This is a genomic window from Streptomyces sp. NBC_00247, from assembly GCF_036188265.1.
Taxonomy (GTDB): Bacteria; Actinomycetota; Actinomycetes; order Streptomycetales; family Streptomycetaceae; genus Streptomyces.
Genome location: NZ_CP108093.1, coordinates 4,029,413 through 4,053,794 on the forward strand (window position 1 = coordinate 4,029,413; position 24,382 = coordinate 4,053,794).

At 72.8% G+C, this 24,382-nt stretch carries 21 protein-coding genes and 1 pseudogene; 12 read left to right on the plus strand and 10 right to left on the minus strand.

Translation table 11 applies throughout. The features are described from left to right. Positions 1-20: 20 nt before the first annotated feature. Complete coding sequence (locus tag OHT52_RS17340; protein ID WP_328721124.1) at positions 21-1,052, plus strand: WD40 repeat domain-containing protein; 1,032 nt, start codon at positions 21-23, stop codon at positions 1,050-1,052. Between the two features lie 124 nt (positions 1,053-1,176). Then, on the plus strand, positions 1,177-2,067 hold the full coding sequence (locus tag OHT52_RS17345) for a septum formation family protein (protein ID WP_328721125.1): 891 nt from the start codon (positions 1,177-1,179) through the stop codon (positions 2,065-2,067). Between the two features lie 229 nt (positions 2,068-2,296). Here the strand turns inward: OHT52_RS17345 and OHT52_RS17350 are convergent, their stop codons facing one another. Next, the gene (locus OHT52_RS17350) at positions 2,297-2,635 is read right to left on the minus strand and encodes an ArsR/SmtB family transcription factor (protein WP_328721126.1); all 339 of its coding nucleotides are present in this window, start codon (positions 2,633-2,635) and stop codon (positions 2,297-2,299) included. Positions 2,636-2,798: 163 nt separating this feature from the next. Between OHT52_RS17350 and OHT52_RS17355 the strand changes: the two genes are divergently transcribed. From OHT52_RS17355 to OHT52_RS17365, 3 genes and pseudogenes are all read left to right on the plus strand, one after another. Next, positions 2,799-4,223, plus strand: coding sequence for an MFS transporter (locus OHT52_RS17355; protein WP_328721127.1), 1,425 nt, complete (start codon positions 2,799-2,801; stop codon positions 4,221-4,223). Positions 4,224-4,322: 99 nt separating this feature from the next. Then, positions 4,323-4,736: pseudogene (locus OHT52_RS17360) on the plus strand (cysteine hydrolase family protein); the annotation flags it as partial. Positions 4,737-4,853: 117 nt separating this feature from the next. After that, the gene (locus tag OHT52_RS17365; RefSeq protein WP_328723777.1) at positions 4,854-5,642 is read left to right on the plus strand and encodes a class I SAM-dependent methyltransferase; all 789 of its coding nucleotides are present in this window, start codon (positions 4,854-4,856) and stop codon (positions 5,640-5,642) included. A 76-nt stretch (positions 5,643-5,718) separates the two neighbouring features. Here OHT52_RS17365 and serC read toward each other — a convergent pair whose 3' ends face one another. From serC to OHT52_RS17400, 7 genes are all read right to left on the minus strand, one after another. Beyond that, positions 5,719-6,837: a phosphoserine transaminase gene (gene serC, locus OHT52_RS17370; RefSeq protein ID WP_328721128.1), complete on the minus strand. Its 1,119-nt coding sequence runs from the start codon at positions 6,835-6,837 to the stop codon at positions 5,719-5,721. 107 nt (positions 6,838-6,944) lie between these two features. Further along, positions 6,945-8,132 (minus strand): cytochrome P450 family protein, encoded by a 1,188-nt coding sequence (locus OHT52_RS17375; RefSeq protein WP_328723778.1) that lies wholly within the window; start codon positions 8,130-8,132, stop codon positions 6,945-6,947. A 56-nt stretch (positions 8,133-8,188) separates the two neighbouring features. Then, positions 8,189-9,448: a cytochrome P450 gene (locus OHT52_RS17380; RefSeq protein WP_328721129.1), complete on the minus strand. Its 1,260-nt coding sequence runs from the start codon at positions 9,446-9,448 to the stop codon at positions 8,189-8,191. Continuing rightward, the gene (locus tag OHT52_RS17385) at positions 9,445-10,101 is read right to left on the minus strand and encodes a GTP-binding protein (RefSeq protein WP_328721130.1); all 657 of its coding nucleotides are present in this window, start codon (positions 10,099-10,101) and stop codon (positions 9,445-9,447) included. Before OHT52_RS17385 ends, OHT52_RS17380 begins: the two co-directional genes overlap by 4 nt. Continuing rightward, entirely contained in the window at positions 10,082-10,453 is a 372-nt protein-coding gene (locus tag OHT52_RS17390) for a DUF742 domain-containing protein (RefSeq protein ID WP_328721131.1), read from the minus strand. Before OHT52_RS17390 ends, OHT52_RS17385 begins: the two co-directional genes overlap by 20 nt. After that, positions 10,453-10,899: a roadblock/LC7 domain-containing protein gene (locus OHT52_RS17395; RefSeq protein WP_328721132.1), complete on the minus strand. Its 447-nt coding sequence runs from the start codon at positions 10,897-10,899 to the stop codon at positions 10,453-10,455. Before OHT52_RS17395 ends, OHT52_RS17390 begins: the two co-directional genes overlap by 1 nt. Continuing rightward, complete coding sequence (locus tag OHT52_RS17400; RefSeq protein ID WP_328721133.1) at positions 10,896-12,548, minus strand: sensor histidine kinase; 1,653 nt, start codon at positions 12,546-12,548, stop codon at positions 10,896-10,898. The genes OHT52_RS17395 and OHT52_RS17400 overlap by 4 nt, the downstream gene beginning before the upstream one ends. 335 nt (positions 12,549-12,883) lie before the next feature. Between OHT52_RS17400 and OHT52_RS17405 the strand changes: the two genes are divergently transcribed. The 3 genes from OHT52_RS17405 to OHT52_RS17415 all read left to right on the plus strand — a co-directional run bounded on the left by OHT52_RS17405 (position 12,884) and on the right by OHT52_RS17415 (position 18,438). Continuing rightward, entirely contained in the window at positions 12,884-15,748 is a 2,865-nt protein-coding gene (locus OHT52_RS17405) for an FAD-binding and (Fe-S)-binding domain-containing protein (RefSeq protein ID WP_328723779.1), read from the plus strand. A 117-nt stretch (positions 15,749-15,865) separates the two neighbouring features. Continuing rightward, entirely contained in the window at positions 15,866-17,638 is a 1,773-nt protein-coding gene (locus OHT52_RS17410; protein ID WP_328721134.1) for a histidinol-phosphate aminotransferase family protein, read from the plus strand. Beyond that, complete coding sequence (locus OHT52_RS17415; protein ID WP_328721135.1) at positions 17,635-18,438, plus strand: phosphatidate cytidylyltransferase; 804 nt, start codon at positions 17,635-17,637, stop codon at positions 18,436-18,438. Before OHT52_RS17410 ends, OHT52_RS17415 begins: the two co-directional genes overlap by 4 nt. A gap of 39 nt (positions 18,439-18,477) precedes the next feature. Here OHT52_RS17415 and OHT52_RS17420 read toward each other — a convergent pair whose 3' ends face one another. Beyond that, the gene (locus OHT52_RS17420) at positions 18,478-19,620 is read right to left on the minus strand and encodes a serine hydrolase domain-containing protein (RefSeq protein ID WP_328721136.1); all 1,143 of its coding nucleotides are present in this window, start codon (positions 19,618-19,620) and stop codon (positions 18,478-18,480) included. A gap of 94 nt (positions 19,621-19,714) precedes the next feature. Next, on the minus strand, positions 19,715-20,674 hold the full coding sequence (locus OHT52_RS17425; protein WP_443046601.1) for a LysR family transcriptional regulator: 960 nt from the start codon (positions 20,672-20,674) through the stop codon (positions 19,715-19,717). Positions 20,675-20,901: 227 nt separating this feature from the next. Between OHT52_RS17425 and OHT52_RS17430 the strand changes: the two genes are divergently transcribed. From OHT52_RS17430 to OHT52_RS17445, 4 genes are all read left to right on the plus strand, one after another. Then, the gene (locus OHT52_RS17430) at positions 20,902-21,903 is read left to right on the plus strand and encodes an EamA family transporter (RefSeq protein WP_328721137.1); all 1,002 of its coding nucleotides are present in this window, start codon (positions 20,902-20,904) and stop codon (positions 21,901-21,903) included. Between the two features lie 229 nt (positions 21,904-22,132). Then, positions 22,133-22,306 carry a DUF6924 domain-containing protein gene (locus tag OHT52_RS17435; RefSeq protein WP_328721138.1) on the plus strand — a complete coding sequence of 58 codons (174 nt, stop codon included), beginning with the start codon at positions 22,133-22,135 and terminating at the stop codon, positions 22,304-22,306. A 64-nt stretch (positions 22,307-22,370) separates the two neighbouring features. Next, positions 22,371-23,201 (plus strand): tetratricopeptide repeat protein, encoded by an 831-nt coding sequence (locus OHT52_RS17440; RefSeq protein WP_328721139.1) that lies wholly within the window; start codon positions 22,371-22,373, stop codon positions 23,199-23,201. A 205-nt stretch (positions 23,202-23,406) separates the two neighbouring features. Next, on the plus strand, positions 23,407-24,285 hold the full coding sequence (locus OHT52_RS17445; RefSeq protein WP_328721140.1) for a TIGR03084 family metal-binding protein: 879 nt from the start codon (positions 23,407-23,409) through the stop codon (positions 24,283-24,285). Positions 24,286-24,382: the final 97 nt, after the last annotated feature.

A 24,382-nucleotide genomic window follows, 5' to 3' on the forward strand; every position in this document is an offset into this window, starting at 1 on the left:
TGATGATGGACACTTGCGCCATGCGTGCCTCTCTCACCGCCCTCGGTACCGCCGCCCTGCTGCTGCTCGCGGGGGCCGTTCCGGCGCTGGCGGACACAGGCGCCGACCAGACCTTCACCATCAAGGACCCTCGGATCACCGAGTCCAGCGGCCTCGCCGCGAGCCGCATCCACCCCGGCGTCTACTGGACCCACAACGACAGCGAGGACGGCCCCTACCTCTACGCCGTCGACTCCCGCACCGGCGAGACCGTCGCCACCGTCACCATGACCGGCGTGGGCGAGCCCCGCGACGTCGAGGCGATCTCCCTCGGCCCGGACGGCAACCTCTACGTCGGCGACATCGGCGACAACCTCAACGGCACCTGGGACCACGTCTGGATCTACCGGCTTCCCGAGCCGAAGGAGCTCAAGGACGTCACGGTGCGCGCCACCCAGTTCGACGTGACGTACGCGGACGGGGCCCGGGACGCCGAGGCGCTGATGGTCCACCCGAAGACCGGCCGGGTCTGGATCGCCTCCAAGAACCAGGCGGGCGGCGGCCTCTACGAAGGCCCCGAACACCTCTCCACCAGCGGGAACAACGTCTTCAAGCGCGTCGCCGAGGTGCCGTGGGTGACCGACGGGACGTTCTCCCCGGACGGTACGCGGCTGGTGCTGCGCGGCTACCTCGGCGCCGACGCGTACACCTTCGACGACGGGAAGCTCGGCGACGAACGCGGCTTGGGCGCCCCGTTCATGATGCAGGCCGAGTCGGTCACGTACACGGCGGACGGCACGGCGCTGATGCTCGGCGCCGAGGGCCCGGGGAGCCAGGTGCGTCGGCTGGAGGTGAAGGGCACCAACGCGGCCCAGTCCACGCCCGAACCGAGCGCGTCGGACGGCGGGTCCGCCTCGTCGGAGGCCGGAGGGAAGGGGGCCGGCGACGGTTTTGAGGGCGGTGGAGACGGCGGGAGCGCGACCGGGAAGGGCACGTCGCTGCTCGGCGGGCTGATCGTGATCGGCGCGGTGTGGGTCGTGATCCGGGCGAAGCGGCGGCGTGCGGGCGCCTGACGGGCGGAAACTCGTACCCGGGATCGACGAGCGTAAACGCAGGATGCACAGCGTTGTCACAGCCATGCCATACGATGCGCACATCAGTTCGCTCCCTTTACTTCCGCTTGAGGATTCACACGCTATGTCTTTCGGTGTCAAGTCCCGTTCCACGCGCGGTATATGCGTGGCTGTCGCACTTCTCGCCATCGGCGCGTCCGGCTGCTCCGTCGCCGAGAGCGCCAAGGAGGGCATAAAGAAGGCCGCTCGCCAGAAGTCGGTCTTCGACCTCAAGCAGGGCGACTGCTACAACCCGAACTCGAAGCCCCTCGCCGAGGGGGAGACGGGCGAGGAGTTCGCGATCGAGGTCGTGCCGTGCACCGAGGCGCACGACGGCCAGGTCTACGGGGAATTCAAGATCGAAGAGGGTGACGGCACCTACCCCGGCGACGACGCGATCGTCGAAGCCGCGGACACCCGCTGCCCGGCCGAGGAGCTGAAGTTCGCCCCGGACACCTGGGCCGTCCCGGCCGGCGTCTCCGGCTCGTACTACCAGCCGACCAAAGAGTCCTGGTCGACCGGTGACCGCCTCATCACCTGCACGTACACCAAGGACTCCGGCAAGATCACCGGCTCGCTGAAGAGCAAGCCCATGAACGCCGACCAGCTCGCCTACCTCAAGGGATCGGGCGCCCTCTACGAGGCGCTCTGGGCGAACCAGCCCGAGGCGGACGCCGTCGAGGACGACCTCGACGGCTACAAGGCTCAGGCCACCGCCGTGAACGCGGCGCTCGACACCCACGTCGCCGCGCTCCAGGGCATCGACCAGCCGGAGACCGTCAAGCTGCGCGAGCAGCTCACCAAGGCGAACGAGGCGTGGAAGAAGGCCGCGAACGCCGCCGACGTCGACTCCTTCTACATCGCCTACGACGCCGCCTTCACGGGCATCGACCCGAGCAAGTCGGTCGCCGCCCGCAAGGAGTTGGGCCTCTCCACCGCCGTCCCGGCCGACGAAGCCGAGGTCTGGGCGGGCTGACGAGCCGTCTCCGGCCGGAGGCGCGGGCAGCTTGGGACGGGGCGTCCCGCCGGTACCCACCGGCGGGGCGCCCCTTCCGCGTGCCTGTGCCCGGGTGTCCGCGTGCCTGTGCCCGGGTTCGTCGGCTGCTCGTCCGGCGCGCGGGTGGGCCGGCAACACCACGCACCGGGCGGCCGTGCGGACGATCCCGTCGGCCGGCTGGGTGCCCCGGCGGCCCGGTGGGGAGGGCTCAGCGCGCCGTCTCGTGGCGTGACGCCTCGATGACCGCGTCGAGGAGGCCGGGGAAAGCGCGGTCCAGGTCCGCGCGGCGCAGGGTGTTCCGCTTCGTCGTGCCCTCGTAGTACTGCCGGATGAGCCCCGCGCGCCGCAGCACCTTGAAGTGGTGGCTGCTGGTGGACCTCGTGACGTCGATGTCGAAGGTCCCGCACGCCATGTTCCGCTCGGATTCGGCGAGTTGACGGACGATGCTGCGCCGTACCGGGTCGACCAACGCGTCCAGCACGTCCTGGAGGGTCATGTCCTCGGCGGCGACGTGATCGGTGATGCGTCCGTCCGTCTGCGTGGTCACGTTGCCCAGCCTCCCTGCGTTCGAACGCGGTGGCCCATCCTACGCAACCGCCGGGAAGGTTGATGGGCGTGAAGTTTGACAGTCGTCGACATACTCTCTTCAATGACCGGAGGAACGGCCGGAGCGCCCCCCCGGCCTACCGACTCAGCCGGAGGAGAGCACGATGCCCAGGACACCCCCCATCGCGTTACCGCTCACCGAGGTCGCACCGCCCCCGCGCGGGGCGTCACCGGGCCTGCGGCTGACCGCCCTGGCCACCGGCTTCATCATGGCCGCGCTGGACGTGACCGTCGTCAACGTCGCGGGTGCGGCGATCCAGGAGGACCTGCACGCCTCGCTGTCCGAGCTCACCTGGATCGTGGACGGCTATGTCCTGGTCTTCAGCTCGTTCCTGCTGCTGGGCGGCGGTCTCGCGAACCGTCTCGGCGCGAAGAACGTCTACCTGTGGGGCATGGCGGTCTTCTTCGTCGCCTCGCTCGGCTGCGCCCTCGCCCCGAACGCCGCCGTCCTGGTCGGCGCACGACTCGTCCAGGGTGTGGGGGCGGCCCTCTTCATGCCGAGCTCGCTCTCCCTGCTGGTGCTGTCGTTCCCCGAGAGGCGCGAACGGACCCGCATGCTGGGTCTGTGGTCGGCGATCGTGGCCACCTCGGCCGGCCTCGGCCCGAGCGTCGGCGGTCTGCTGGTCAGCGCGTTCGGATGGCAGAGCATCTTCTTCCTCAACCTGCCCATCGGCATCGTCGGCATCCTGTTGACCAGGCGGTGCATCGCCGAAGCCGCGATCCACCGCGTCAGGCTCGCCGTGCCCGGTCACCTCCTGTGGATCGCCGCGCTCGCCGCCCTGAGCTACGCGCTCATCGAGGGGCCACGGCTCGGCTGGGACGCCGGAGCGCTGCTGGTCCCGTACGCCGTGCTCGTGGTCGCCGGCGGTGCGCTGGTGGCGCGCGAGCTACGCGCCGACAACCTCGTCATGCCGTGGGGACTGTTCCGCAGACCGAGTTTCACCGGTGCGAACCTGGTGGGTTTCCTCTTCAACTTCGCGCTCTACGGCAGCATGTTCATGCTCGCGCTCTACCTCCAGCACGCCCGGGGGGCCGGTGCGCTCCGAGCCGGGCTGGAACTCCTGCCCATGACCGTCTGGTTCCCCCTGGCCAACCTCGTCTACGCCCGTATCTCCGCGCGGTTCTCCAACGGGACGCTGCTGACGCTCTTCCTCCTCGTCGCCGGCATCGCGTCGCTGACCATGACCACCGTCGACTCGTCCACGCCGTACTGGACGGTGGCCGTGGCCGTCGGCGTCGCCAACATCGGCGCGGGCGTCATCTCCCCGGGAATGACCGCGGCCCTCGTGGACTCCGCCGGTCCCGAGAACGCCAACGTCGCCGGGTCCGTCCTCAACGCCAACCGGCAGATCGGGACCCTGGTCGGCATCGCCGTCATGAGCGTGGTGCTCGGCACGGTCGACGACTGGGACAGCGGGCCCGCCGTGTGCTTCCTGCTGGTCGGCCTCGCCTACCTCGCCGCCGCGGTCAGCGCCTGGGGACTGATCGTCCGCCCCGAACGTCCGGAAGCCGTGACGGCGAAAGCCTGACCCGGGGCGCATGGCCGGACGACCCGGGTCGCCCGGGGCAAGCCTGCGCGACTCCGCCCCGCCCGCATCCCCGCCCGGCTCCCCCTACGATCTCCTCCCATGCCGACCTCCTCCGCACTCCTCGTCATCGACATGCAGAACGGCGCGACGGCCGTCGCCCACCGGGCCTCCGAGACCGTCGCCACCATCGCCGGGCTTCGCCGACGCGCCCTCGAAGCGGGCTCCCTGATCGTCACCGTGCTGGACGAGGGGGGAGAGCCGGGCACGGACCCCGAGGACCGACGGCCCGTCCCCGAACTCGCGCCCGGCGCCGAGGAGGCCGTCCTCCGCAAGACCGCCCCGGACAGCTTCCTCTCCACCGGTCTCGACGCCCTGCTGAAGGCGCACGGCGTCACCGAGGTGGTCGTCACCGGCTTCGCCACCGAGATCTGCGTGGACACCACCGCACGCTCCGCGCTGAGCCACGGCTACGACCTGGTCCTGGTGGCCGACGGGCACACCACCTCCGTGCGGGGCGCCGACGACGGTGCGTACGCGGCCCCGGACCAGGCGGTGCGCCACCACAACGCGATCTTCCGTAACCTCCGCCACCCCGGACGCAGCAGCCGGGTACTGGACGCCTCGGAGGTGGTGTTCGAGCGGACGGGACCCGTACGGCCCGAGCCCGAGGCCCCCGAACCCGACTTCGTACGCGCCACCCGGGCCTCGTACGACGTCGTGGCCGCCGAGTACTCCGCCCGGTTCCGCGCCGAACTGGACGCCAAACCGCTCGAACGCGCTCTGCTCGCCGGGTTCGTGGAGCTGGTACGGGAGACCGGCGGCGGCCGGCCGCTCGCCGACGTGGGATGCGGTACGGGCAGGGTCACCGGCCACCTGCACGGGCTCGGCGCCGACGTGTTCGGGATCGACCTGTCGCCCGGGATGCTCGCGGTGGCACGCGCCGAACACCCCGGCATCCGGTTCGAGGAGGGCTCGATGCTCGCCCTCGACCTGCCGGACGGGTCGCTCGGCGGGCTGCTCGCCTGGTACTCGGTCATCCACATCACGGACGCCCTGCTCCCCGCGGTCTTCGCCGAATTCCACCGGGTGCTGGCCCCGGGAGCGCACGTACAACTCGGCTTCCAGGCCGGCGACGAGACCCGCCACCGCACCGACGCCTGGGGACGCCCGATCCGACTCGACTTCCACCGCCGCCGCCCCGAGGCCGTCGCCGCCCTGCTCGGCGCGGCGGGCTTCGAGCCCCGGGTACGTACCGTGCGCGAGGCCGACACCGACGGCGCGTTCCCGGAGCCGACCCCGCAGGGGTTCGTGCTGGCGCGCAAGCCCGTGGCTGAGCGGGGCGGTCAGCCGGCCGGTCGTGCCGACTCGGCCGTGCGGGTACCCGCCACGACGAAGCCGCAAGATCACCCGCGAGGGTGAGGCGGTACGGCGACGGCCCCGCACACCGAGGTGTACGGGGCCGTCGTCCAGGCGGTGAGCCGGGGTGCCGCAGCGGTTACAGCTTCTCGATCACGTAGTCGATGCAGGCGGTCAGAGCCTGGACGTCGGCCGGGTCGATCGCCGGGAACATCGCCACGCGCAGCTGGTTGCGGCCCAGCTTGCGGTAGGGCTCGGTGTCCACGATGCCGTTGGCGCGGAGCACCTTGGCGACCGCGGCGGCGTCGATGTCGTCCGAGAAGTCGATCGTGCCGATGACCTGCGAGCGCTTCGCCGGGTCGGTGACGAACGGGGTCGCGTGCTTCGAGTCCTCGGCCCAGCCGTAGAGGTTCTGGGAGGAGGCGCGGGTGCGGCCGGTCGCGAAGTCCAGGCCGCCCTGGCCGTTCAGCCACTTCAGCTGCTCGTTGAGCAGGAAGAGGGTGGAGAGGGCCGGGGTGTTGTACGTCTGGTTCTTCGTCGAGTTGTCGATCGCCGTGGGCAGCGAGAAGAACTCGGGGACGTGGCGGCCGGAGGCGTGGACGCGCGCCGCGCGCTCCAGGGCCGCCGGGGAGAACGCCGCGATCCACAGGCCGCCGTCGGAGGCGAAGGACTTCTGCGGGGCGAAGTAGTAGACGTCCGTCTCGGTGATGTCGACCGGCAGACCGCCGGCGCCCGAGGTGGCGTCGACCAGGACGAGCGCGCCCTCGTCGGCACCGGCGACGCGCTTGATCGGCGCCGCGACACCCGTGGAGGTCTCGTTGTGGGTGAAGGCGTAGACGTCGACGCCCTCCTCGGCCTGCGGCTCCGGGTGGGTGCCGGGCTCGGAGGAGATCACGGACGGGTCCGCCAGCCAGGGCGCGAGCTTCGCGGCCTTGGCGAACTTCGAGGAGAACTCACCGAAGTTCAGGTGCTGGGACTTCGTCTCGATGAGACCGTGCGTCGCGACGTCCCAGAACGCGGTGGACCCGCCGTTGCCGAGGACGACCTCGTAACCCTCGGGGAGGGAGAAGAGGCTGCGCACGCCCTCGCGCACCTCGCCGACCAGGTTCTTGACCGGGGCCTGGCGATGGGACGTACCGAGGAGAGAGGTTCCGGTGGCGGCCAGCGCGTCGAGCGCCTCCGTCCGCACCTTGGAGGGCCCGGCGCCGAAACGTCCGTCGGCGGGCTTGATGTCAGCGGGAATCTGAATGTCGGCCACGAGTCGGAGCGTAGTCCCTCGGCGACGGGGCGAAAGACCCTGTCCGTCCGGTGAGACGGGCGCTCCGACCCGTGGACAACACGGAGGCCGGTGCGGTAGGCGGGACGTCAGCCCAGGGTGACCGGGAGTGCGAAGAGGTCGTTCTGGGTCACGATCGGCTTGTTCCGCAGCTCGGTGGCGGGGACCGCGAGCTCCAGATCCGGGAAGCGGGCGTAGAGCGCGGGGAGCGCGACGGCCGCCTCCAGCCGGGAGAGCGCGGCACCCGGGCAGATGTGCGGACCGTGGCCGAAGGAGAGGTGGCGGTTGGGGGAGCGGGTGAGGTCGAACTCCGCCGCGTCCGGGCCCCACTGCTTCTCGTCCAGGCTGAGCGCGGCGAACGAGACCATCAGACCCTCGCCCTTCGGCAGCACCCGGTCGCCGATGGTGATGTCCTCGGTGGCGAAGCGGATCAGGACGTGCGAGGTCGGCGAGGACCAGCGCAGCGTCTCCTCGATCGCGCCCTCCCAGGTCGCCCCGCCGGAGAGCACCAGCGCGCGCTGCTCGGGGTGGGTCTGGAGGGCGACGACGGTGTTGACGATGAGGCTGATGGTGGTCTCGTGACCGGCGGCGATGATCAGCTTCAGGGTGTTGAGGATCTCGTCGTCGGTGAGGCGGTCGCCGTCCTCGGAGGCGTTCAGCAGCGCACCGGTCAGGTCGTCGGCCGGGGACTCCTTCTTCTCGTCCAGGATGCGCGTGAACAGGCTGTGGATGTCCCCCATCACCTGCGGGACCTCGGCCGGCGGCGTCAGGTTGGAGAAGAACTTGTCGAAGAGCTCCTTCATCCGGGGCAGGTCCTCGGTGCCGATGCCCATCAGCTCGCTGATGACGTTCATCGGCAGCGGGTAGGCGAACTCGGCCTTCAGGTCGACGCTCGCGCCCGCCGGGTGCCCGGCGAGCCGGTCCAGCAGCTCGTCGGTACGGGCCTGGATGCCCTCGCGGAGCCGCTCCACCCGGCGCACGGTCAGCGCCTGCGCGACCAGACCGCGCAGTCGGCGGTGCTCGGCGCCGTCCGACGTCAGCATGGTCTTCCCGGGGTTGACCAGGCCGATCAGCGGCCAGTCGGCGGCGATCTCGCCCCGCTGCCAGGCGTTCCAGACGTCGATGTCCTTCACCAGGCGCGGGTCCGTGAGGGCCGCCTTCGCCTCGGCGTGGTGGGTGACGGCGTAGATGTGGACCCCTCCGGGCAGCTCCACCGGAACGAGCGGACCGGCCGCGTGCAGCCGGGCGCTCTCGCCCCTGAGATCGCCGACGAACATGTCGAGGACGACGCGCTCGTCGTCGCGGGCGCCGGTCGGGTCGGTGGTCGTCACGGTCACCGCGTGCCTCCAAGGGCGGGAGTGGGAGTGAAGCGGACGGGCAGCTCCGTCAACCCGCGCAGCCACGGGGACGGGCGCCGGGTCAGGTCCTCCGCCCGGACCGAGAGATCGACGTCGGGAAGCCGGTCGAGGATCGCCTCGATCCCGGTACGGGCGATGATCTCGGCGGTCTCCTGGGCGGGGAACGGGCAGCGGTGCTCGCCGTGGCCGAAGGAGAGGAAGGCGTTGTTGCCGCCGGTGAGGGCGGAGCCGTCGGTACGGACCTGGGGGTCGGCGTTGGCGGCGGCGACCCCGAGGATCAGCAGGTCACCGGCTTGGATGTGCTTGCCGCCGAGGTGGGTGTCGCGGCTCGCCCAGCGGCCGGCCACGTTCTGCGTGGGGGTGTCCTCCCACAGCACCTCGTTCATCGCCTCGGCGACGCTGTGCCGGCCGCCGGAGAGCGAGGCGGCGAACCGGTCGTCGGTGAGCATCAGCCGCAGCGAGTTGCCGATCCAGTCGGCGGTCGGCTGGTGCGCGGCGGCCATCATGACCATGAGGTCCCGGGAGACCTCGTCGTCGGTGAACTCGCCGGCGTCGGCGAGCATCCGCGACGGTACGTCGTCCTCGGGTTCGGCGGACCGCTCGGCCACCAGACCGATGACGGAACCGGCGATGTGGCGCTGCCCGGCGAGAGCGTCCGGACCGCCGTTGATCATGTCGTTCATCGCCTTGACGAGGGCGGGGCCCGCCTCGTCCGGGAAGCCGAACAGCTTGGCGAGGACCCGGACGGGCAGCAGCATCGCGTACTCCGCGATCAGGTCACAACTGCCCGCGGAGCAGAAGCCGTCGATCAGCTCGTCCGCGAACGCCTCGGTGTACTTGCGGAGTTCGAAGGGATCGGCGCCCTCAAGTGCCGAACTGATCACCTGCGAACGGCGGCTGTGCCGCTCGCCGACGGTGTACAGGATCGACGGCTGGTCCTTGCTGATCATCGGGTGCAGGGGCCAGTCGGCGGGGATGCCCGGCCACTGGTTCCAGATCTGCGAGTCCCGGGTGAACAGCGCCGGGTCGGTGGTGACCTGGTGAAGTTCGCGGTAGCCGAGGACGAGCCAGGCCGGTACGTCCCCGGGCAGCACGATCGGCGCCACCGGCCCGTGGTCCCGGCGGACCTCCCGGTACAGCTGGTGCGGTTCGGTGGCGAACCGGGGCCCGGACAGCGGTACGGGACCGGGGTCCTTGGCCGCGCCCTGGCCGTGGTCGACGGGACACGCGTTCACGAGGGGGTCTCCGAGGTTCTGCCGGCCGCCTCGGGGGCGCCCGCGAGCGCCCCTTCCGGAGTCCGGGCGCGGGCGGCGGACAGCGCGTGGAGGTGCTCGACCAGCGTGATCAGGACGTACTTGCTGGACGACCGGTCGCGGGCGTCGCACTCCACCAGCGGCACGTCCTCCGACAGGTCGAGGGCGTCACGGATCTGCTGCTCGGTGTGGAGCGGACCACCGAAGTCGTTGCACGCCACGATGAACGGCGTGCCGTGGTGCTCCAGGCGGTCGATGGCGTACCAGGAGTCCGCGAGCCGACGGGTGTCGACCAGCACGACGGCCCCCAGCGTGCCGGAGAAGAGCCGGTCCCACAGGAACCAGAAGCGCTCCTGGCCGGGCGCCCCGAAGAGGTACAGCACCGAGCGTTCGTCCAGCGTGATGCGGCCGAAGTCGAAGGCCACCGTGGTGGACGCCTTCGACTGCACACCGTCGAGGTGATCGACGGCCTCGCCCGCGCGCGTCATCGTCTCCTCCGTGTTGAGCGGACGTATCTCGCTCACGGAACGGACCATGGTCGTCTTGCCCACGCCGAATCCGCCGACGACGACGATCTTCAGTCCGTTGTCGGCCGTCGCCCGAAGGGCGGCGCGGTCAGAGGTTGCGGAGTCCAACGAGCACCTGTTCCAGGATGTCGGGGTCGGGGAGCCGGTCCGCGACACGGGCGGTACGGGGGTGGCGTGCGCTGATCCGGCCGGTGTCGAGCATGTCGCCGAGCATGATGCGGATGATGCCGACCGGCAGTTTCAGGGTCGCGGCGATCTCCACCACGGCGGTGGGGCGCTCGCACATCCGCAGGATCGCGACGTGCTCCGACTGCATGCCGGGGGCCGGCTCGCACTCGGAGACGACGAGCGTCACCAGGTCGAAGGTGTCGGAGTCCGTCCGGCTGCGGCCACCGGTGAGGGTGTAGAGCCGGTCGGGGGAGTCGTCACGACCGGGGCGGGGGCGCGGCACCGGGGGCATCAGCCGGCGGTTCCGGTGCCGGCGTCCGACCCGTCGGGCGAGGCGGCGGACTCGCGGGGCGGGGCGACGAGGTGCTCGCCGAGCTGCTCGACCAGCTCGCTCATGTTGTGGCCGACGAGGCCCACGTCGGAGTCCTCGGCGGCGACGACCGCCAGATGGGCGCCCGTACCGGCCTCCACGATGAACAGCACCCCGCCGTAGAACTCCGCCATCGCGGACCGTACGCCGCCGGTGCCGTCACCGAACTCGACGGACGCGCCGTGCGAGAGGCTCTGGATGCCCGCGGAGATCGCGGCGAGCTGGTCGGCCTGGTCCACGGAGAGCTCGGGGGTGCGGCACAGCTTCAGGCCGTCCCGGGAGAGCACGAGCGCGTGCCGGGCGCCTGGAGTGCGTTCGAGCAGCCCCTCCAGCAGCCAGTTCAGCTTCTCGTCGGTGGTCGCGGTCATCGGGTGTTGCCTTCCGGGAGGGTTACGTTGGCCCGTACTGCCTGGCTGAAGGTGGAGAAGCGCTCGGCCTGCCTCTTGGCGACGTCGGCCCGCTCCCGGGGGGTGGCGGAGTCGACGGGGGCGGTGGCCGCCGCCCGGGACTCGGCTGCGGCGAAGGTGCGCCCGCGGCGGCGCCGGGGCAGCCCGCTCTCGCCGAACTTCGGGAAGGAGCCGGTCGATTCGGCCTCGGACTCGGCGGCCGGACCGGGGGCGGCGGCGGCTTCGGACCCGGTGGCAGGTGAGGGCGTGGCGGGCTCGGGCTCAGGGGTTCCGGCCGCCGTGCCGGCGACGGTCGTGGGACCGGCCTCCGCGGTGTCCACGCCCGGCCGGGCGTCGCCCTCGTGGGAGGCCGCCGCGGAGTGGGCGGGCTCCGGTTCGGGCGTACGGGGCTTCGGTACCACCGCCGGGAGCGACGGGGTCGCGGCCCCCTGCGGGGTACGGGAGATGAGTTCCTGGGGCAGCATCAGCAGGGCGCCGGTCCCGCCGCGCGCGGAAGGCCGGAAGGACACCCGCAGGCCGTGCTTGCGGGCGAGGCGGCCGACGACGGCGAGGCCGAGGCGGGTACCGGAGAGTGCGGTGAAGCTCCGGTCGTCCGGGGAGACGGCCTGTTCGGCACGGCGGAGCTGTACGTCGCTCATGACGAGCCCGCTGTCCTCCACGGTGATCACCACACCGGCCGGTACCTCTTCGACGTACACGTGCACTTCCGCGGTGGGCGGCGAGAAGTTGGCAGCGTTGTCGAGGAGTTCCGCGAGCGCGTGCATGACGCCCTCGGCCGCGTGCCCGGCGATGGCCACGTCGCTGGTCGAGTGCAGCCGGATGCGCCGGTAGCCGCTGATACGGCCCATCGCGCCACGCAGGATGGACTCCATCACGATCGGCCGCGCCCACCGGCGCCCGGAGCGCGCACCGGTCAGCACGGCGACGGAGTCGGCGAGCCGGCCCGCCTGGGCGGTCCGGTGGTCCAGGTGGAGAAGGTCGCCGAGGACGTTCTCGTCGGAGTGCCGGTTCTCCATCTCCCGCAGGTCGGCCAGCATGCTGGTGGCGAGCGCCTGCATCCGGCTCGCCGCGTTGGCGCCCGTCGAGAGGGCGGCGGACCGCTCCCGCTCGGCCTGGGCGAGACGGGCCGTCAGGGCGGCCTTCTCGCCCGCGAAGCGTTCCCGGTCGGCCTCGTTCTCGGCCGCGCGCCGGTCGGTCTCGGCGGCCAGCCGCTCCTTGGCCGCAGCCGCCTCGGCGGTGGCCCGGGCGAGCGCGGTGGCCGCCTCGGAGGCGGCGCGGGTGGCCTCGGCGCGGGAGGTGGCCTTGATCCGGGCGGCCTCCGCGGTGAAGCGCTGCGCGTCGGCGGAGGCGGACGACACCAGGCGGGTGGTGTCGTCGGTGAACCTCCGGCTGTCGGCCGCCCGGGCCTCGCGCAGTGCCCGTGCGGTGCCCAGGGCGTGGGCGGCGACGGTCACGGCCACGGTCAGCGCAACGGCCGCCGCACCCGCCCCCCAGGCCAGAGGGGTCCGCACCGAGACGGGGGCAACGGCGGTGGCCCATACGCACAACGAGCCTGAGACGACTGCCGACACCAGCGCGGTGAGCGCGGTCGACCGGGTTGAGGGGCGCAATCGGAGTCCTTGGGGCGGACGGCACGGGCGGCGCCGACCGGTCGGGGCGACGCTCGCCGGCCGGGCGGGCGAAGCTGGTCGGGACGCCGACCGGTCGGGCGGCGCGGCGGACGCTGCGAGTGGGGGCGGTCGGGACACGGCTTTCGTCGCGGAGAGTGAGTGGGCCGTAACAACTGGAGCTGATTGTTCCAGCGCAAGTCGTGCTCACTATAGGAGAATTGAGGGTCCTTTTGGGAAGTGACGATGGCGTTCTCTGTTCGTTCTGTGTTGTGTATGTGACCGTGCGGGTGGTGTTGTCCGAAGAGTGCACGCCCTCGCCCGGCATGCTGGTGACCATGGCCGAACCGCACGCCCTCAGCGACGCCCTGGCCCGGGACCTGGCCCGGGACCTCCGCTCCGAGGTCAGGGGGGAGACCTCCTTCGACGCGACCGCCCGGGCGCTCACCACCATGGACGCCTCCAACTACCGGCGGGTCCCCCTCGGGGTCGTCGCCCCGCGCGACGCCGACGACGTCACCACCGCACTCGCCGTCTGCCGCGCCCACGGGGTGCCCGTCGTGCCGCGCGGCGGCGGCACCTCCATCGCGGGCCAGGCCACCGGTACGGGCATCGTCCTCGACCTCACCCGGCACCTGGACGCCGTCGTGGAGCTGGACCCGGAGGCCCGTACCGCCGTCGTCCAGCCCGGCGTCGTCCTGGACGACCTGCGGGCCGCCGCCGCGCCGCACGGACTGACCTTCGGGCCCGACCCGTCCACCCACGGCCGCTGCACCCTCGGCGGCATGATCGGCAACAACTCCTGCGGCGCGCACTCCGTCGCCTGGGGCACCACCGCCGACAACGTCCACGCCCTCACCGTCGCCCGCTACGGCGGCGACACCCTGCGCCTCGGCCGGGGGTGGGGAACCGGGCCTTCCAACGCCCCCGCCGGGCTGAAGGAGTTCGTCGACCGCCACCTCGCCCCGCTCCGTACCGGCTTCCCCGACCTCCCGCGCCGCATCTCCGGGTACGCGCTCGACGCCCTGCTCCCCGAACACCCCGGCGGCCCCGACCTCGCCCGCGCCTTCTGCGGCAGCGAGGGCACCCTCGGCGTCGTCACCGAGGCCACCGTCCGGCTGGTCGAGTCGCCCCCGGCCCGCGCCCTCGCCGTCCTCGGCTACGCGGACGAGGCGGCCGCCGCCGAAGCCGCCGCCGGACTCCTCACCCACGGCCCGCTCACCGTCGAAGGCATGGCCGCCGACCTGGTGCGCGAAACGGTCGGACTGCCCCGCGGCGGGGCCTGGCTCTTCGTGGAGACCGGCGGAGCCACCCCCGCCGAAGCCCGGGACCGCGCGACCCGGATCGTCCGCGCCGCCGACGCGCTCGACGCGGCCGTCGTCACCGACCCCGCCGGACAACGCGCCCTGTGGCGCGTCCGCGAGGACGCCGCCGGAACCGCCACCCGGATGCCCGACGGCACCGAGGCGTGGCCCGGCTGGGAGGACTGCGCCGTACCGCCCGCCCGGCTCGGCCCGTACCTGCGCGCGTTCCGCGCCCTGCTCGCCGAGCACGGGCTGCGCGGAACCCCGTACGGCCACTTCGGCGACGGCTGCATCCACGTCCGCGTCGACTTCGACCTCCGCACCCCCGACGGCATCGCCCGCTTCCGCCGCTTCTCCGAGGACCAGGCCCGCCTCGTCGCCGCCCACGGCGGCTCGCTCAGCGGCGAACACGGCGACGGACAGGCCCGCGCCGAACTGCTCCCGCTCATGTACGGTGCCGAACTCGTCGCTCTCTTCGGCGAGTTCAAGGACCTCTGGGACCCGTACGGCGGGATGAACCCCGGCATGCTGGTCCGCCCCGACCCGCTCGACAGCAACCTCCGCTTCGACGTCCTGCCCCGCCGCCCGGTCGACGTCGCCTTCGGATACCCCGAGGACGGCGGCGACTTCACGGCGGCGGTCAGCCGCTGCGTGGGCGTCGCCAAGTGCCGCACGACGGCGGCACCCGGCGCGGGCGTCATGTGCCCCTCCTTCCGCGCCACCGGCGAGGAGCGGCACTCCACACGCGGCCGGGCCCGGCTGCTGCACGAGATGCTCGCGGGCGAGATCGTCACCGACGGCTGGCGCTCGACGGAGGTCCGCGACGCGCTCGACCTCTGCCTCTCCTGCAAGGGCTGCCGCAGCGACTGCCCGGTCGGCGTCGACATGGCCACCTACAAAGCGGAGTTCCTGCACCACCACTACCGGGGCCGGCTCCGCCCCGCCGCGCACTACGCCATGGGCTCGCTGCCCCGCTGGCTCCGCCTCGCCGCCCCCTTCGCCCCGGTGCTCAACGCCCTGGCCCGGGTACGCCCGCTCACCGCGCTCGCCAAACGACTGGCCGGCATCGCCCCGGAACGCCCGATCCCGGTACTGGCACGGGAGCCGTTCACCCGGTGGCCGGGGTCCGCCGACGGCGGGTCCGGTGCGGGCTCGGGCGACGAGGTCCTGCTCTGGCCCGACACCTTCACCACGTACCTCTCCCCGCAGGTCGGGCGCGCCGCCGTCCGCGTGCTGGAGTCCGCCGGGCGGACCGTACGCCACCCGGGCCCCGGGCTCTGCTGCGGACTGACCTACGTCTCCACCGGGCGCCTCGACCGCGCCCGTACCGTCATGCGGCGCACCCTGGACCGGCTCGGCACCTCACTCGGCGAGCCGCTCGGCCGCCCTCTCGTGGTCCTCGAACCGAGCTGCGCCGCCACGCTCCGCACCGACCTCCCCGAACTCCTCCCGGACGACCCGCGAGCGGCCGAACTCGCAGCGTCGGTCCGTACCTTGGCCGAGTACCTGGAGGAGTACGCCCCCGAATGGGACCCGCCCCGCCTCGACCGCGGGGCGACCGGCCAGACCCACTGCCACCAGCACGCCGTCCTCGGCGACGCCGCCGACCGCCGACTGCGCGAACGGGCCGGGCTGGAAGGCGAGCTGGTCGGTGGGTGCTGCGGGCTCGCGGGCAACTTCGGCTTCGAGAAGGGGCACTGGGGCGTCTCGGTGGCCTGTGCGCAGGAGCGACTGCTCCCCGCCGTACGGTCGGCCGCCCCCGGGGCGGAGATCCTGGCCGACGGGTTCTCCTGCCGCACCCAGTTGGAGCAGCTCGCGGGCGTACGGGCCAGGCATCTGGCGGAGGTGCTGGCGGAGGGGCTGGAGGAGGAGGGCCCGAGGAAGCTTCACCGCGGATGATCACACCGGGGGCCGGTGCACCTGAGTACGTGTACCCAGGCCGCACGGGTCGCTCATCCCTGACGCGGCGGGCGCGGAGTGCGCACGATGCAGTCTCCCGCGCCGAAAGAGGAATCGATGAGACCCGACCTGCAACTCCGCGTCGCCACCCCCGAGGATCTCGACTGGATCCACGAGCTGCGCCACCGGGTGTACGCGCAGGAGCTCGGTCAGCACGCGCCGAACTCCGCCGGGCGGCTCCGGGACGGCCTCGACGGCGACAACGTCTACCTGGTCGCCGCGCGGGGGGAGGACCGTGCGGGGTTCGTCAGCCTGACCCCGCCCTGGTCGCAGCGGTACGGGCTGGACAGGTACCTGTCCCGCGAGGAACTGCCGCTCCTGGCCGAGGAGGACCTCTTCGAGGTGCGCATCCTGACCGTCGAGCCCCGCTGGCGGTCCTCCGCAGCGGCACCGCTCCTGATGTACGCGGCGCTGCGCTGGATCGCCTCCCGCGGCGGTCGCCGGATCGTGGCGATGGGGCGCACCGAACTGCTGCCCATGTACCGGGCCGCCGGTCTGCGGCCCCTCGGGCACACCGTCCGCTGCGGGGCGGTGACCTTCGAGGTGCTGACCGGCAGCGTGGCCGAGCTGACGAAGGTCACGATGGACCGCCGCCGCGCGGCGGTGGAGCGGCTGCGGACCCAGGTGGACTGGCGGCTCGACGTTCCGTTCGCTCCCCGGCCGGACGGCTGCGAGCACGGCGGTGTCTCGTTCACCGCATTGGGCACGGACTTCGCCGGCCTGGGGCGCCGGCACCAGGTGGTCGCGGCGGACGTGCTGGACGCCTGGTTCGCGCCCGCCCCCGGAGTACGGGCCGCACTCGCGGACGATCCGGAGTGGGCCGCCCGGACCTCACCTCCGACCGGCGCGGAAGGGATGCTGGCCAAGATCGCCACGGCGCGCGCGCTGCCCGTCGAGACGCTCGTACCCGGCGCCGGTTCGTCCGATCTCATCTTCAGGGCCTTCACCCACTGGCTGACCCCGCAAAGCAGGGTGCTTCTCCTGGACCCCGGTTACGGCGAATACGCCCACGTCACGGAGCGGGTGATCGGCTGTCGGGTGGACCGCTTCCAGCTGCGTCGCGAGGACGGCTGGCGCGTGGACACGGCCGAGCTGGCCGCCGCCGTCGAGGACGGGCGGTACGACCTCGTCGTGGTGGTCAACCCGAACAACCCGACCGGGCGCCACGCACCCGCGGACGCACTGCGCTCCCTGATCGCCGCCGCGCCGGCCGGTACCCGCTGGTGGATCGACGAGGCGTACCTGGGCTACGTCGGCATGGGCGAATCGCTCGCCGGCCTCGCCGCGGCCGACCCGCGCGTGGTGGTCTGCAGCTCCCTCTCCAAGATGTACGCGCTGTCCGGCATGCGGGCCGCGTACCTGGTGGCCGAGGCGACCACCGCGTCGGAGCTGCGTCGCCGCACACCGCCGTGGTCGGTGAGCCTTCCCGCCCAGCTCGCCGCGGTGGCGGCGCTGGGAGACCCGGCGTACTACGCGTCCCGCTGGCTCCGCACCCACGAACTGCGGCAGCGACTGGCCGCCGACCTCGCCGCGCTCGACGGGGCCGTGGAGGAGTCCGTGGCCAACTGGCTCACCCTGACACTGCCCTCCGAGGGGCCGAGCGCCGCGCTACTGGTGCGGGAATGCCGTCGGAGCGACGTCTACCTCCGCGACCTCTCACCCATGTCGCCCGAGTACCGGGGGCGCACGGTGCGCGTCGCGGTCAAGGGCACGGCCGAGAACGCGCGCATCGTGGCGGCGGTGCGGGACGCTCTGGACGCGCTGCGGCCGGGCCCGGCCCCGTCCTCTCCGGCGGCCGGAGGCATCCCCGTTTCCGTACCCGCCCGATGATCACGGTTGCTTCGCTGGCGCCCTGCCTCGGTGGGGCGCTCGTGGCCGGGGGTGTCGCGGCGGCCGTCTCCCGGCGGCGGGAACTGATGACCAGGTGGTGCGCCTGGGCGGTCGGAGTGCCCCTGGTCACCGGGGCGTTCTGGTGGGGCCCTTTGGGCATCGCGACGTTGGCGGTCCTGGTCGGCGTGATCGCGGTGGTGGAGTACGGCGGGCTGCTGCGGATGCCCCGGGTGGACAGGGTGGTCCTCGCGGCGTCGGTGACGGGCGTGGTGCTGACCGGTCTGCTGGCCCCGGGGCAGGAACCGCGCGCGCTGGCGGTCGGGGCGCTCGCGCTGGCATCGGTGCCGCTCCTGGCGGGCGACGCGGACCACGGTCCGCGTCGGCTCGGAGCCGGCCTGCTCGGTCTGGCCTGGCTCGGTGTCCTGGCCGCTCTGGTACCGCTCGGCGCGCGTGCGCTCGCGCTCTTCATGGCGGTATCGGTCGCCGACATCGTGGCGTACTTCGCGGGTCGGGCGCTGGGCGGGCCCAAGCTGTCGCCGCTGTCACCGGCCAAGCGGTGGAGCGGCACCCTGGCGGGCGCCGCCACCGGCCTCGCCGTACTCGCCGTGCTGTCCGCGCTGAGCCTGCCGATGGCGGTCGCGGCGGCGGTCGGCGGCCCGGCGGGCGACCTGCTCGAATCGATGGTCAAGAGAGGGGCTCGGGTCAAGGACGCCGGGCGGTGGCTCGCCGGGTCCGGGGGGTTGCTGGACCGGATCGACTCGCTGCTCTTCGCGCTGGCCGTCCTGCTCGTCCTGAGCTGAGCCCGGAGGGTGATCGCGCCGCTCCCGGGGCCGTCCCGGTCAGGCGCCCCGTACGGCCCGCACCACCGCGTCCACCAGGGGCGTGTTCTCCGGCGCCTCGCCGCCCGGGTAGGCGTACCGGCGGCGGGTGTAGCCGTAGGCGATGCCCTGCTCCGGGTCGGCGAACGCCTGCGAACCGGCCGCGCCGGAGTGCCCGAACGACCCCTCGCTCAAGGCGGGGTACTGCCCCGACGAACGGCGGAAGCCCAGGCCGAAGACGTCCTCCGCGCCGGTCACCAGGTCGGTGCCGGGCCAGGAGAGGCGCGCGAACCCGGCCGCGGTGGCCGGTGTCAGCAGCGGGGCCGCGCCGTCCGTCCCGGAGACGGCCGCCGCGTACATCCCGGCGAGCCCGCGCGCGGAGCCCACACCCCCGGCCGAGGCCGATCCCCGGGCGCGCACCACCGGGATGTTGGCCCACACGGCCAGGTCCGTCGGCAGGTTGAACGCGGCGGCGAACACGCCCTCGGGGTCCGGCGGGAAGGCGGTCAGGGTCCTTGCCTGCTCCGGGGTCGGCGCCATCGGCCGTACGGGCACGAAACGGGGTTCGAGCGCCTCGGGCAGGCCGAGGTAGAGATCCAGTCCGTACGGGGTCCGGACACGCTCCTCGTACAGCTCCTGGATCGACCGGCCGGTGGCCCGCCGCACCACCTCGCCGGTCAACGCGCCGATCACCACGGCGTGGTAGCCGTAGGCCGTACCCGGCTCCCAGAGCGGCTTCTGCCGCACGAGCCGTTCGGCGACCAGCCGGTCGTCGGCCAACTCCTCGTCGGTGAACCGGGGGTCGGCGCCGACCAGCCCACTGCGGTGCGCGAGCAGCTCGCGAAGGGTCAGCGTTTCCGTGCCGGAGGCCGCGAACTCCGGCCAGTACGAAGCCACCGCGCGGTCCAGATCGAGCGTGCCGTCCTGCACCAGCAGCGCCACGACCAGGTGCGCGGCCCCCTTGGTGGAGGAGAAGACGGGGAGCAGCGAGGTCGCCTCGATGCCCTCGCCCGCCCACAGGTCCACCACCGTCCGGCCGTGCAGGCGTACCGAGAGCTGGGAGCCTGGTTCGGTGGTGTCCTCGGCGAGGACCGTCGCGAAGGCGTCGCGCACACCCTCGAAGCCGGGTGTGACGGTGCCGTGCACGGTGATGTCGTACGTCATGCGGCGGTCCCCTGACGTCGGAACGGATACCGGCCCTTTCGGGGCGGGACGCTTTCAGGTCCTGCCAACCCCCCTTCAGGGCGCGGGTATTCCCTCAGGGTTCGCGCTTCTCGGCTGCGGCGCCCCGTCCGATGATCTCCCTGGCGAGCGCGCCGAGTCGGGGCAGCGCGGGGTGTCCGGGGCCGTCGCGGCGGGCGAGCAGGACGGGCAGCGGCGGGGCGTCCGCGAGCCGGACGTAGACGACTCCGGAGTGCGGGTGCATGTCGGCGGTGGACGCGGCCGAGACGCCCGAGCCGCGTCCTGCGGCGATGGCGGTGAGCCAGTCGTCGGTGTTGGCGACGGTGACCGTGGCGGTGGGGCGTGCGTCCGGGGGCCAGAGGCCCAGTGTGGTGGAGCCGGAAACCGGGTTCAGGACCACCGGCCCGTCCGCCAGGTCGGCGAGCGTCAGCGTGGCACGACCGGCATGGGGACCGTCCGCCGTGACCGCCGCGACCCTTGGCTCGGTGAACAGCACCTCGGTGACCAGCCCCGGCGCCTCCACCGGGCCGCGCAGCAGCGCCGCGTCCACCTCACCCCGGGCGAGCCCGGCCGTACGGTCGTCGATGCGGAGCAGCTCCAGCGGGGTCTGCGGGTACCGCGCCTGCCAGGTGCGCAGCAGCGGAGTCGTGTACGGGCCGAACGCCGACCAGGCGTGCCCGAGCCGCAGGGGGCGCCGCTGCGGGCGCCCGGGGTCCGTCGCGTCGTCGAAGGCGCTGACCGCGAGCGCCGCCCGGTCCCGGAAGGCGACGCCCTCCGGGGTGAGGGCCAGGTGATGGGTGGAACGGTCGACGAGCCGGGTGCCGAGATGGGCCTCCAACGCGGCGAGGGTGCGGGAGACGGCGGGCTGGGTGAGGCCGAGGCGGGCGGCGGCCCGGGTGACGTTGCGCTCGTCGGCGATGGCGAGGAAGGCCCGCAGGTGCCGCAGCTCGATCGCGTGCCTGGTGGCGCCGCCGCCGGTACCGCCGGCGGGTCGCGGGCCGTCTCCGTGCCCGTGTCCGTGCTCTCCGGTGCTCATGCGTGCGGAGCATAACCGGAGCGCGCAAGGCATTTCACGCGCGGCGCGCGGCTGCCTACGGTGGGCGGGTGGGCTTCCGCGTAAAGTCTGGATTGATGTTCTACGCGGTTCAATATGTTGTACTGGGGTGATGGGGGCGCCGACCACACCGGTCGGGCCGCTGACCGGGCCGCCGATCCGGCCACGGCCGCCCCACCCCCGTACTCGCCGATTCCGAAAGGCATCCAGTGAACGACCAGCGCAGCGCCGTAGAGCCGGCCGCAGCCGTCACCGTCCCCGAGGCGGTGACCGCCATCGACGGAGCCCCCGAGGCTCCCACCGGCGGTGCGCACGGCTCCGGCACCGGGCTGCCGGCCGGACGCGGCGCCGCACTCGTACCGGTCGCCCTCGTGGTCGGCGGTGTGGTCTCGGTCCAGTTCGGTTCGGCCGTCGCCGCGCTGCTGATGCCGAGGGCCGGTGCGTTCGGCGTGGTGACGCTGCGGCTGCTGGTCGCCGCCGTGGTGCTGCTCGCCGTCTGCCGCCCGAAGGTGCGCGGCTACACCCGCGCCGACTGGGGCACCGTCGTCGCGTTCGGTGTGGCGATGGGCGCGATGAACAACCTCTTCTACCAGGCGCTCGACCGCATCCCGCTCGGCATCGCGGTCACCCTGGAGGTGCTCGGCCCGCTCGCCCTCTCCGTCATCGCCTCCCGCCGCCTGATCAACTTCCTGTGGGCGGGGCTCGCCCTCGTCGGAGTGGGGCTGCTCGGCGGCGCGGGCGGGTTCGGCCGGCTCGACCTGCTGGGCGCCGGACTCGCGGTCGCGGCCGGCGTGATGTGGGCGCTGTACATCGTGTTCAGCTCCCGCACCGGACGCCGCTTCCCGAAGGCGGACGGCCTCGCCCTCGCCATGGCCGTAGCCGCCGTCCTCTCGCTCCCCCTCGGCATCGCGGAGTCCGGCACGAAGCTGGCCGTCCCGACCACCGTCCTGCTCGGCGCCGCGGTCGCCCTGCTCAGCTCCGTACTCCCGTACACCCTGGAGATGATGGCGCTCCGTCGCCTGCCCGCCTCCACCTTCGCCGTCATGATGAGCCTCGAACCGGCCATCGCCTCGCTGGCGGGCTTCCTCATCCTGGACCAGGCCCTCTCCACCACGGACGCCCTCGCCATCGCACTGGTCATCGGCGCGAGCGTCGGGGCGGTACGGGGGCAGGCCGGCGGGGGGCGGAAGAAGAAGCGGCGGGAGGCGTAGGCCCCTCGGCGAGGAGCGGAACGGGCCGGGCGTCCCGGGGTGCGGTCAGACCCCCTGGGGCGCCCTCGCGCTTTCCTCGGTGGCGCGTACATGTGACGATCCCCGCGCCGATGGTCGGGAGCGAGGGGGACGGCATGGGATACCGAGAGCGGGACGAGTCCGTGTTCGAGACGATCGGACGGGATCCGCCCGACGGGTTCGACCCCGTGCTCCGCCCGCCCGGCGGGAATTGTCGGACACGGCCTACGGGGAACTGATCGACAACCCGCCGGCCCGTGAGTTCCGTACCGTGCCCGGCGAAGTCCACACCATCCAGGTGAGCCTGGCCGTCGGCGACCTCGGCTTCGAGGAACTCGCCGAGGCTTCGACCGAGGACCCGGAGGGCGTTCTCCGGACGCTCTGAGCACCCCTTGTGACCGCACTCCCACATGGCTGAACGTAGATGGCCCGTCCGTATGCTCTCGGCCATGAAACTCTTCCGGTCGCGGCGCCGAGGCGATGACGAAACTATGGCGGAAACCCCCATGGCCGAGGCCAAAGCCCTCTACCAGAAGGGGCGTTACGCCGAGTCGGAGGCCGAGGCCCGTGCCGTGGCCCGATCGCGGCCACGCGACGACGGCTATGCGGCGGGGGCGTTGCTCATCGCCGCACTCGCGACGGGCGCCCAAGGTCGCAACGCCGAGGCACTCGTCACCTACGACGACGCGCTGGCCCGCTTCAGCGCGATATTCGGCGCCGATCACTACCTGACCTGGAAGCTGCGCTCGGACCGCGCCCAGCATCTGCCCTCGCTCGGAGAGTACGCCGAGTGCGAGGCGGAGTGTGCGGCCGTCACCGCGTTCGCGGCCGGTGGAACCGGTCCGGACATGACTCGCCTGGCAGCGGCCGCCCGCAACGGACTGATTTTCGCCCTCAACGCGCAGGAGCGCCACCAGGAGGCCGAGGCGCTCGCCCGCGAGGCCCTGGCCGCTTGCCCCGCAGGTGAACCGATGTCACTCGTCCTGCGACTCGGTCTTGCTCGCAGTCTCAACGGCCAAGCCCGCTACGAAGAAGCCCTCGCCGAGGCGCGGCGCGCAGACCGTCAGGACCGAGCCCTGCCCGAGCGCGAGCGGAACTCGGAGCGGGGGGCCGTCGAACTCGCCCTCGCGAATGCCCTGTTGGGCTTGGGTCGAGTCCGCGAGGCCAACGGCCTGGCTGTAGCCGCTCACGATGCCTGCCTGGCCTCCTTCGGCCCGGACCATCGCCGCACGGTCGAGGCCCGCACGCTGCTCGATCGCATGGACGGCGCCCGGCCGTAAGCGGAGCGCGCCCCCTCGGACCGGTCTCGGGCGCGCCCTGGACAGGCCGTCCGGGGCGGGGCCGCACCGAGTGGCCGTCTCGTGCGCCGTGCCGGCGAGGGCGGATGGGGGTACCCCCCGCAGAAAATCATGCAAGCACGCTTGCTTGTTTCTCCGGCCGCTGGAATGCTCCGGGGCACCACGCCATGCCCCGAGGGGAGCGCACGTGTCCGATGCCATCGCCGTGATCGACGATCTGCGGGACGAGAGCGAAGAACTCGACGCTCTGGTAGCCGAGTTGAGCAAAGAGGAGTGGGCGGCGGCGACCCCCGCGCCCGGCTGGACGATCGCCCACCAGATCGCCCACCTGACCTGGACGGACGGGGTCGCGGCGACCGCCGCGACGGACCCCGACGCGTTCGAGGCGGAGGTGGAGGCCGCGCTCGCCGCACCCGAGACCTTCGTCGACGAGGCCGCAGGGGCGGCCGTCGCGGGCACCTCGCCGAAGGAGCTGCTGCGGCGGTGGCGGGCCGGGCGGGAGCGGCTCCAGGACCTGTTGCGGGAGGCCGTTCCCGGGACCCGTATCCCCTGGTACGGGCCGCCGATGAGCCCCGCCTCGATGGCGACCGCGCGGCTCATGGAGACCTGGGCCCACGGTCAGGACGTGGCCGACGCGCTCGGGGTCGTACGGGTGCCGACCGACCGGTTGCGGCATGTCGCCAGGATCGGCGTACGGGCCCGGGAGTACGCGTACTTCGTGCGGGGCCTCACGCCACCGGGGGAGGAGTTCCGGGTGGATCTCGAAGCGCCGGACGGCGGGTCGGTCGCGTTCGGGCCCGAAGGCGCGGCCCAGCGGGTCACCGGGCCGCTGCTGGACTTCTGCCTGCTGGTGACCCGGCGGGCCCACCGCGACGACCTCGCGCTCCGGGCGGTCGGCACCGAGGCGGACGGCTGGCTGGACATCGCGCAGGCCTTCGCCGGGCTGCCGGGGGCGGGGCGCGCCCCGCGCGGAGACAAGGGCGCGGGCGGAGGCAAGGGCGCGGGCGGGGGCAGGAGAGAGGGCGGTACCGATCCTTCGAGCGCCCCTGGGAGTGACGCCATATGACCACCCCGCCCACGCCCGCGCAGCCCGAATCCACGCGGCCCACCCCGCCCACGCGGCCCGTGTCCGTTACCCCCGCCGCGCCGCCCGGCCCTCTCGC

Coding starts and splice junctions, on each gene's coding strand:
- OHT52_RS17340 (WP_328721124.1), top strand. CDS start 21: ATGCGTGCCTCTCTCACCGCCCTCGGTACCGCCGCCCTGCTGCTGCTC.
- OHT52_RS17345 (WP_328721125.1), top strand. CDS start 1,177: ATGTCTTTCGGTGTCAAGTCCCGTTCCACGCGCGGTATATGCGTGGCT.
- OHT52_RS17355 (WP_328721127.1), top strand. CDS start 2,799: ATGCCCAGGACACCCCCCATCGCGTTACCGCTCACCGAGGTCGCACCG.
- OHT52_RS17375 (WP_328723778.1), bottom strand. CDS start 8,132: ATGTTCGTCGGCGATCTCAGGGGCGAGAGCGCCCGGCTGCACGCGGCC.
- OHT52_RS17390 (WP_328721131.1), bottom strand. CDS start 10,453: ATGCCCCCGGTGCCGCGCCCCCGCCCCGGTCGTGACGACTCCCCCGAC.
- OHT52_RS17395 (WP_328721132.1), bottom strand. CDS start 10,899: ATGACCGCGACCACCGACGAGAAGCTGAACTGGCTGCTGGAGGGGCTG.
- OHT52_RS17405 (WP_328723779.1), top strand. CDS start 12,884: ATGGCCGAACCGCACGCCCTCAGCGACGCCCTGGCCCGGGACCTGGCC.
- OHT52_RS17410 (WP_328721134.1), top strand. CDS start 15,866: ATGAGACCCGACCTGCAACTCCGCGTCGCCACCCCCGAGGATCTCGAC.
- OHT52_RS17415 (WP_328721135.1), top strand. CDS start 17,635: ATGATCACGGTTGCTTCGCTGGCGCCCTGCCTCGGTGGGGCGCTCGTG.
- OHT52_RS17420 (WP_328721136.1), bottom strand. CDS start 19,620: ATGACGTACGACATCACCGTGCACGGCACCGTCACACCCGGCTTCGAG.
- OHT52_RS17425 (WP_443046601.1), bottom strand. CDS start 20,674: ATGAGCACCGGAGAGCACGGACACGGGCACGGAGACGGCCCGCGACCC.
- OHT52_RS17440 (WP_328721139.1), top strand. CDS start 22,371: ATGAAACTCTTCCGGTCGCGGCGCCGAGGCGATGACGAAACTATGGCG.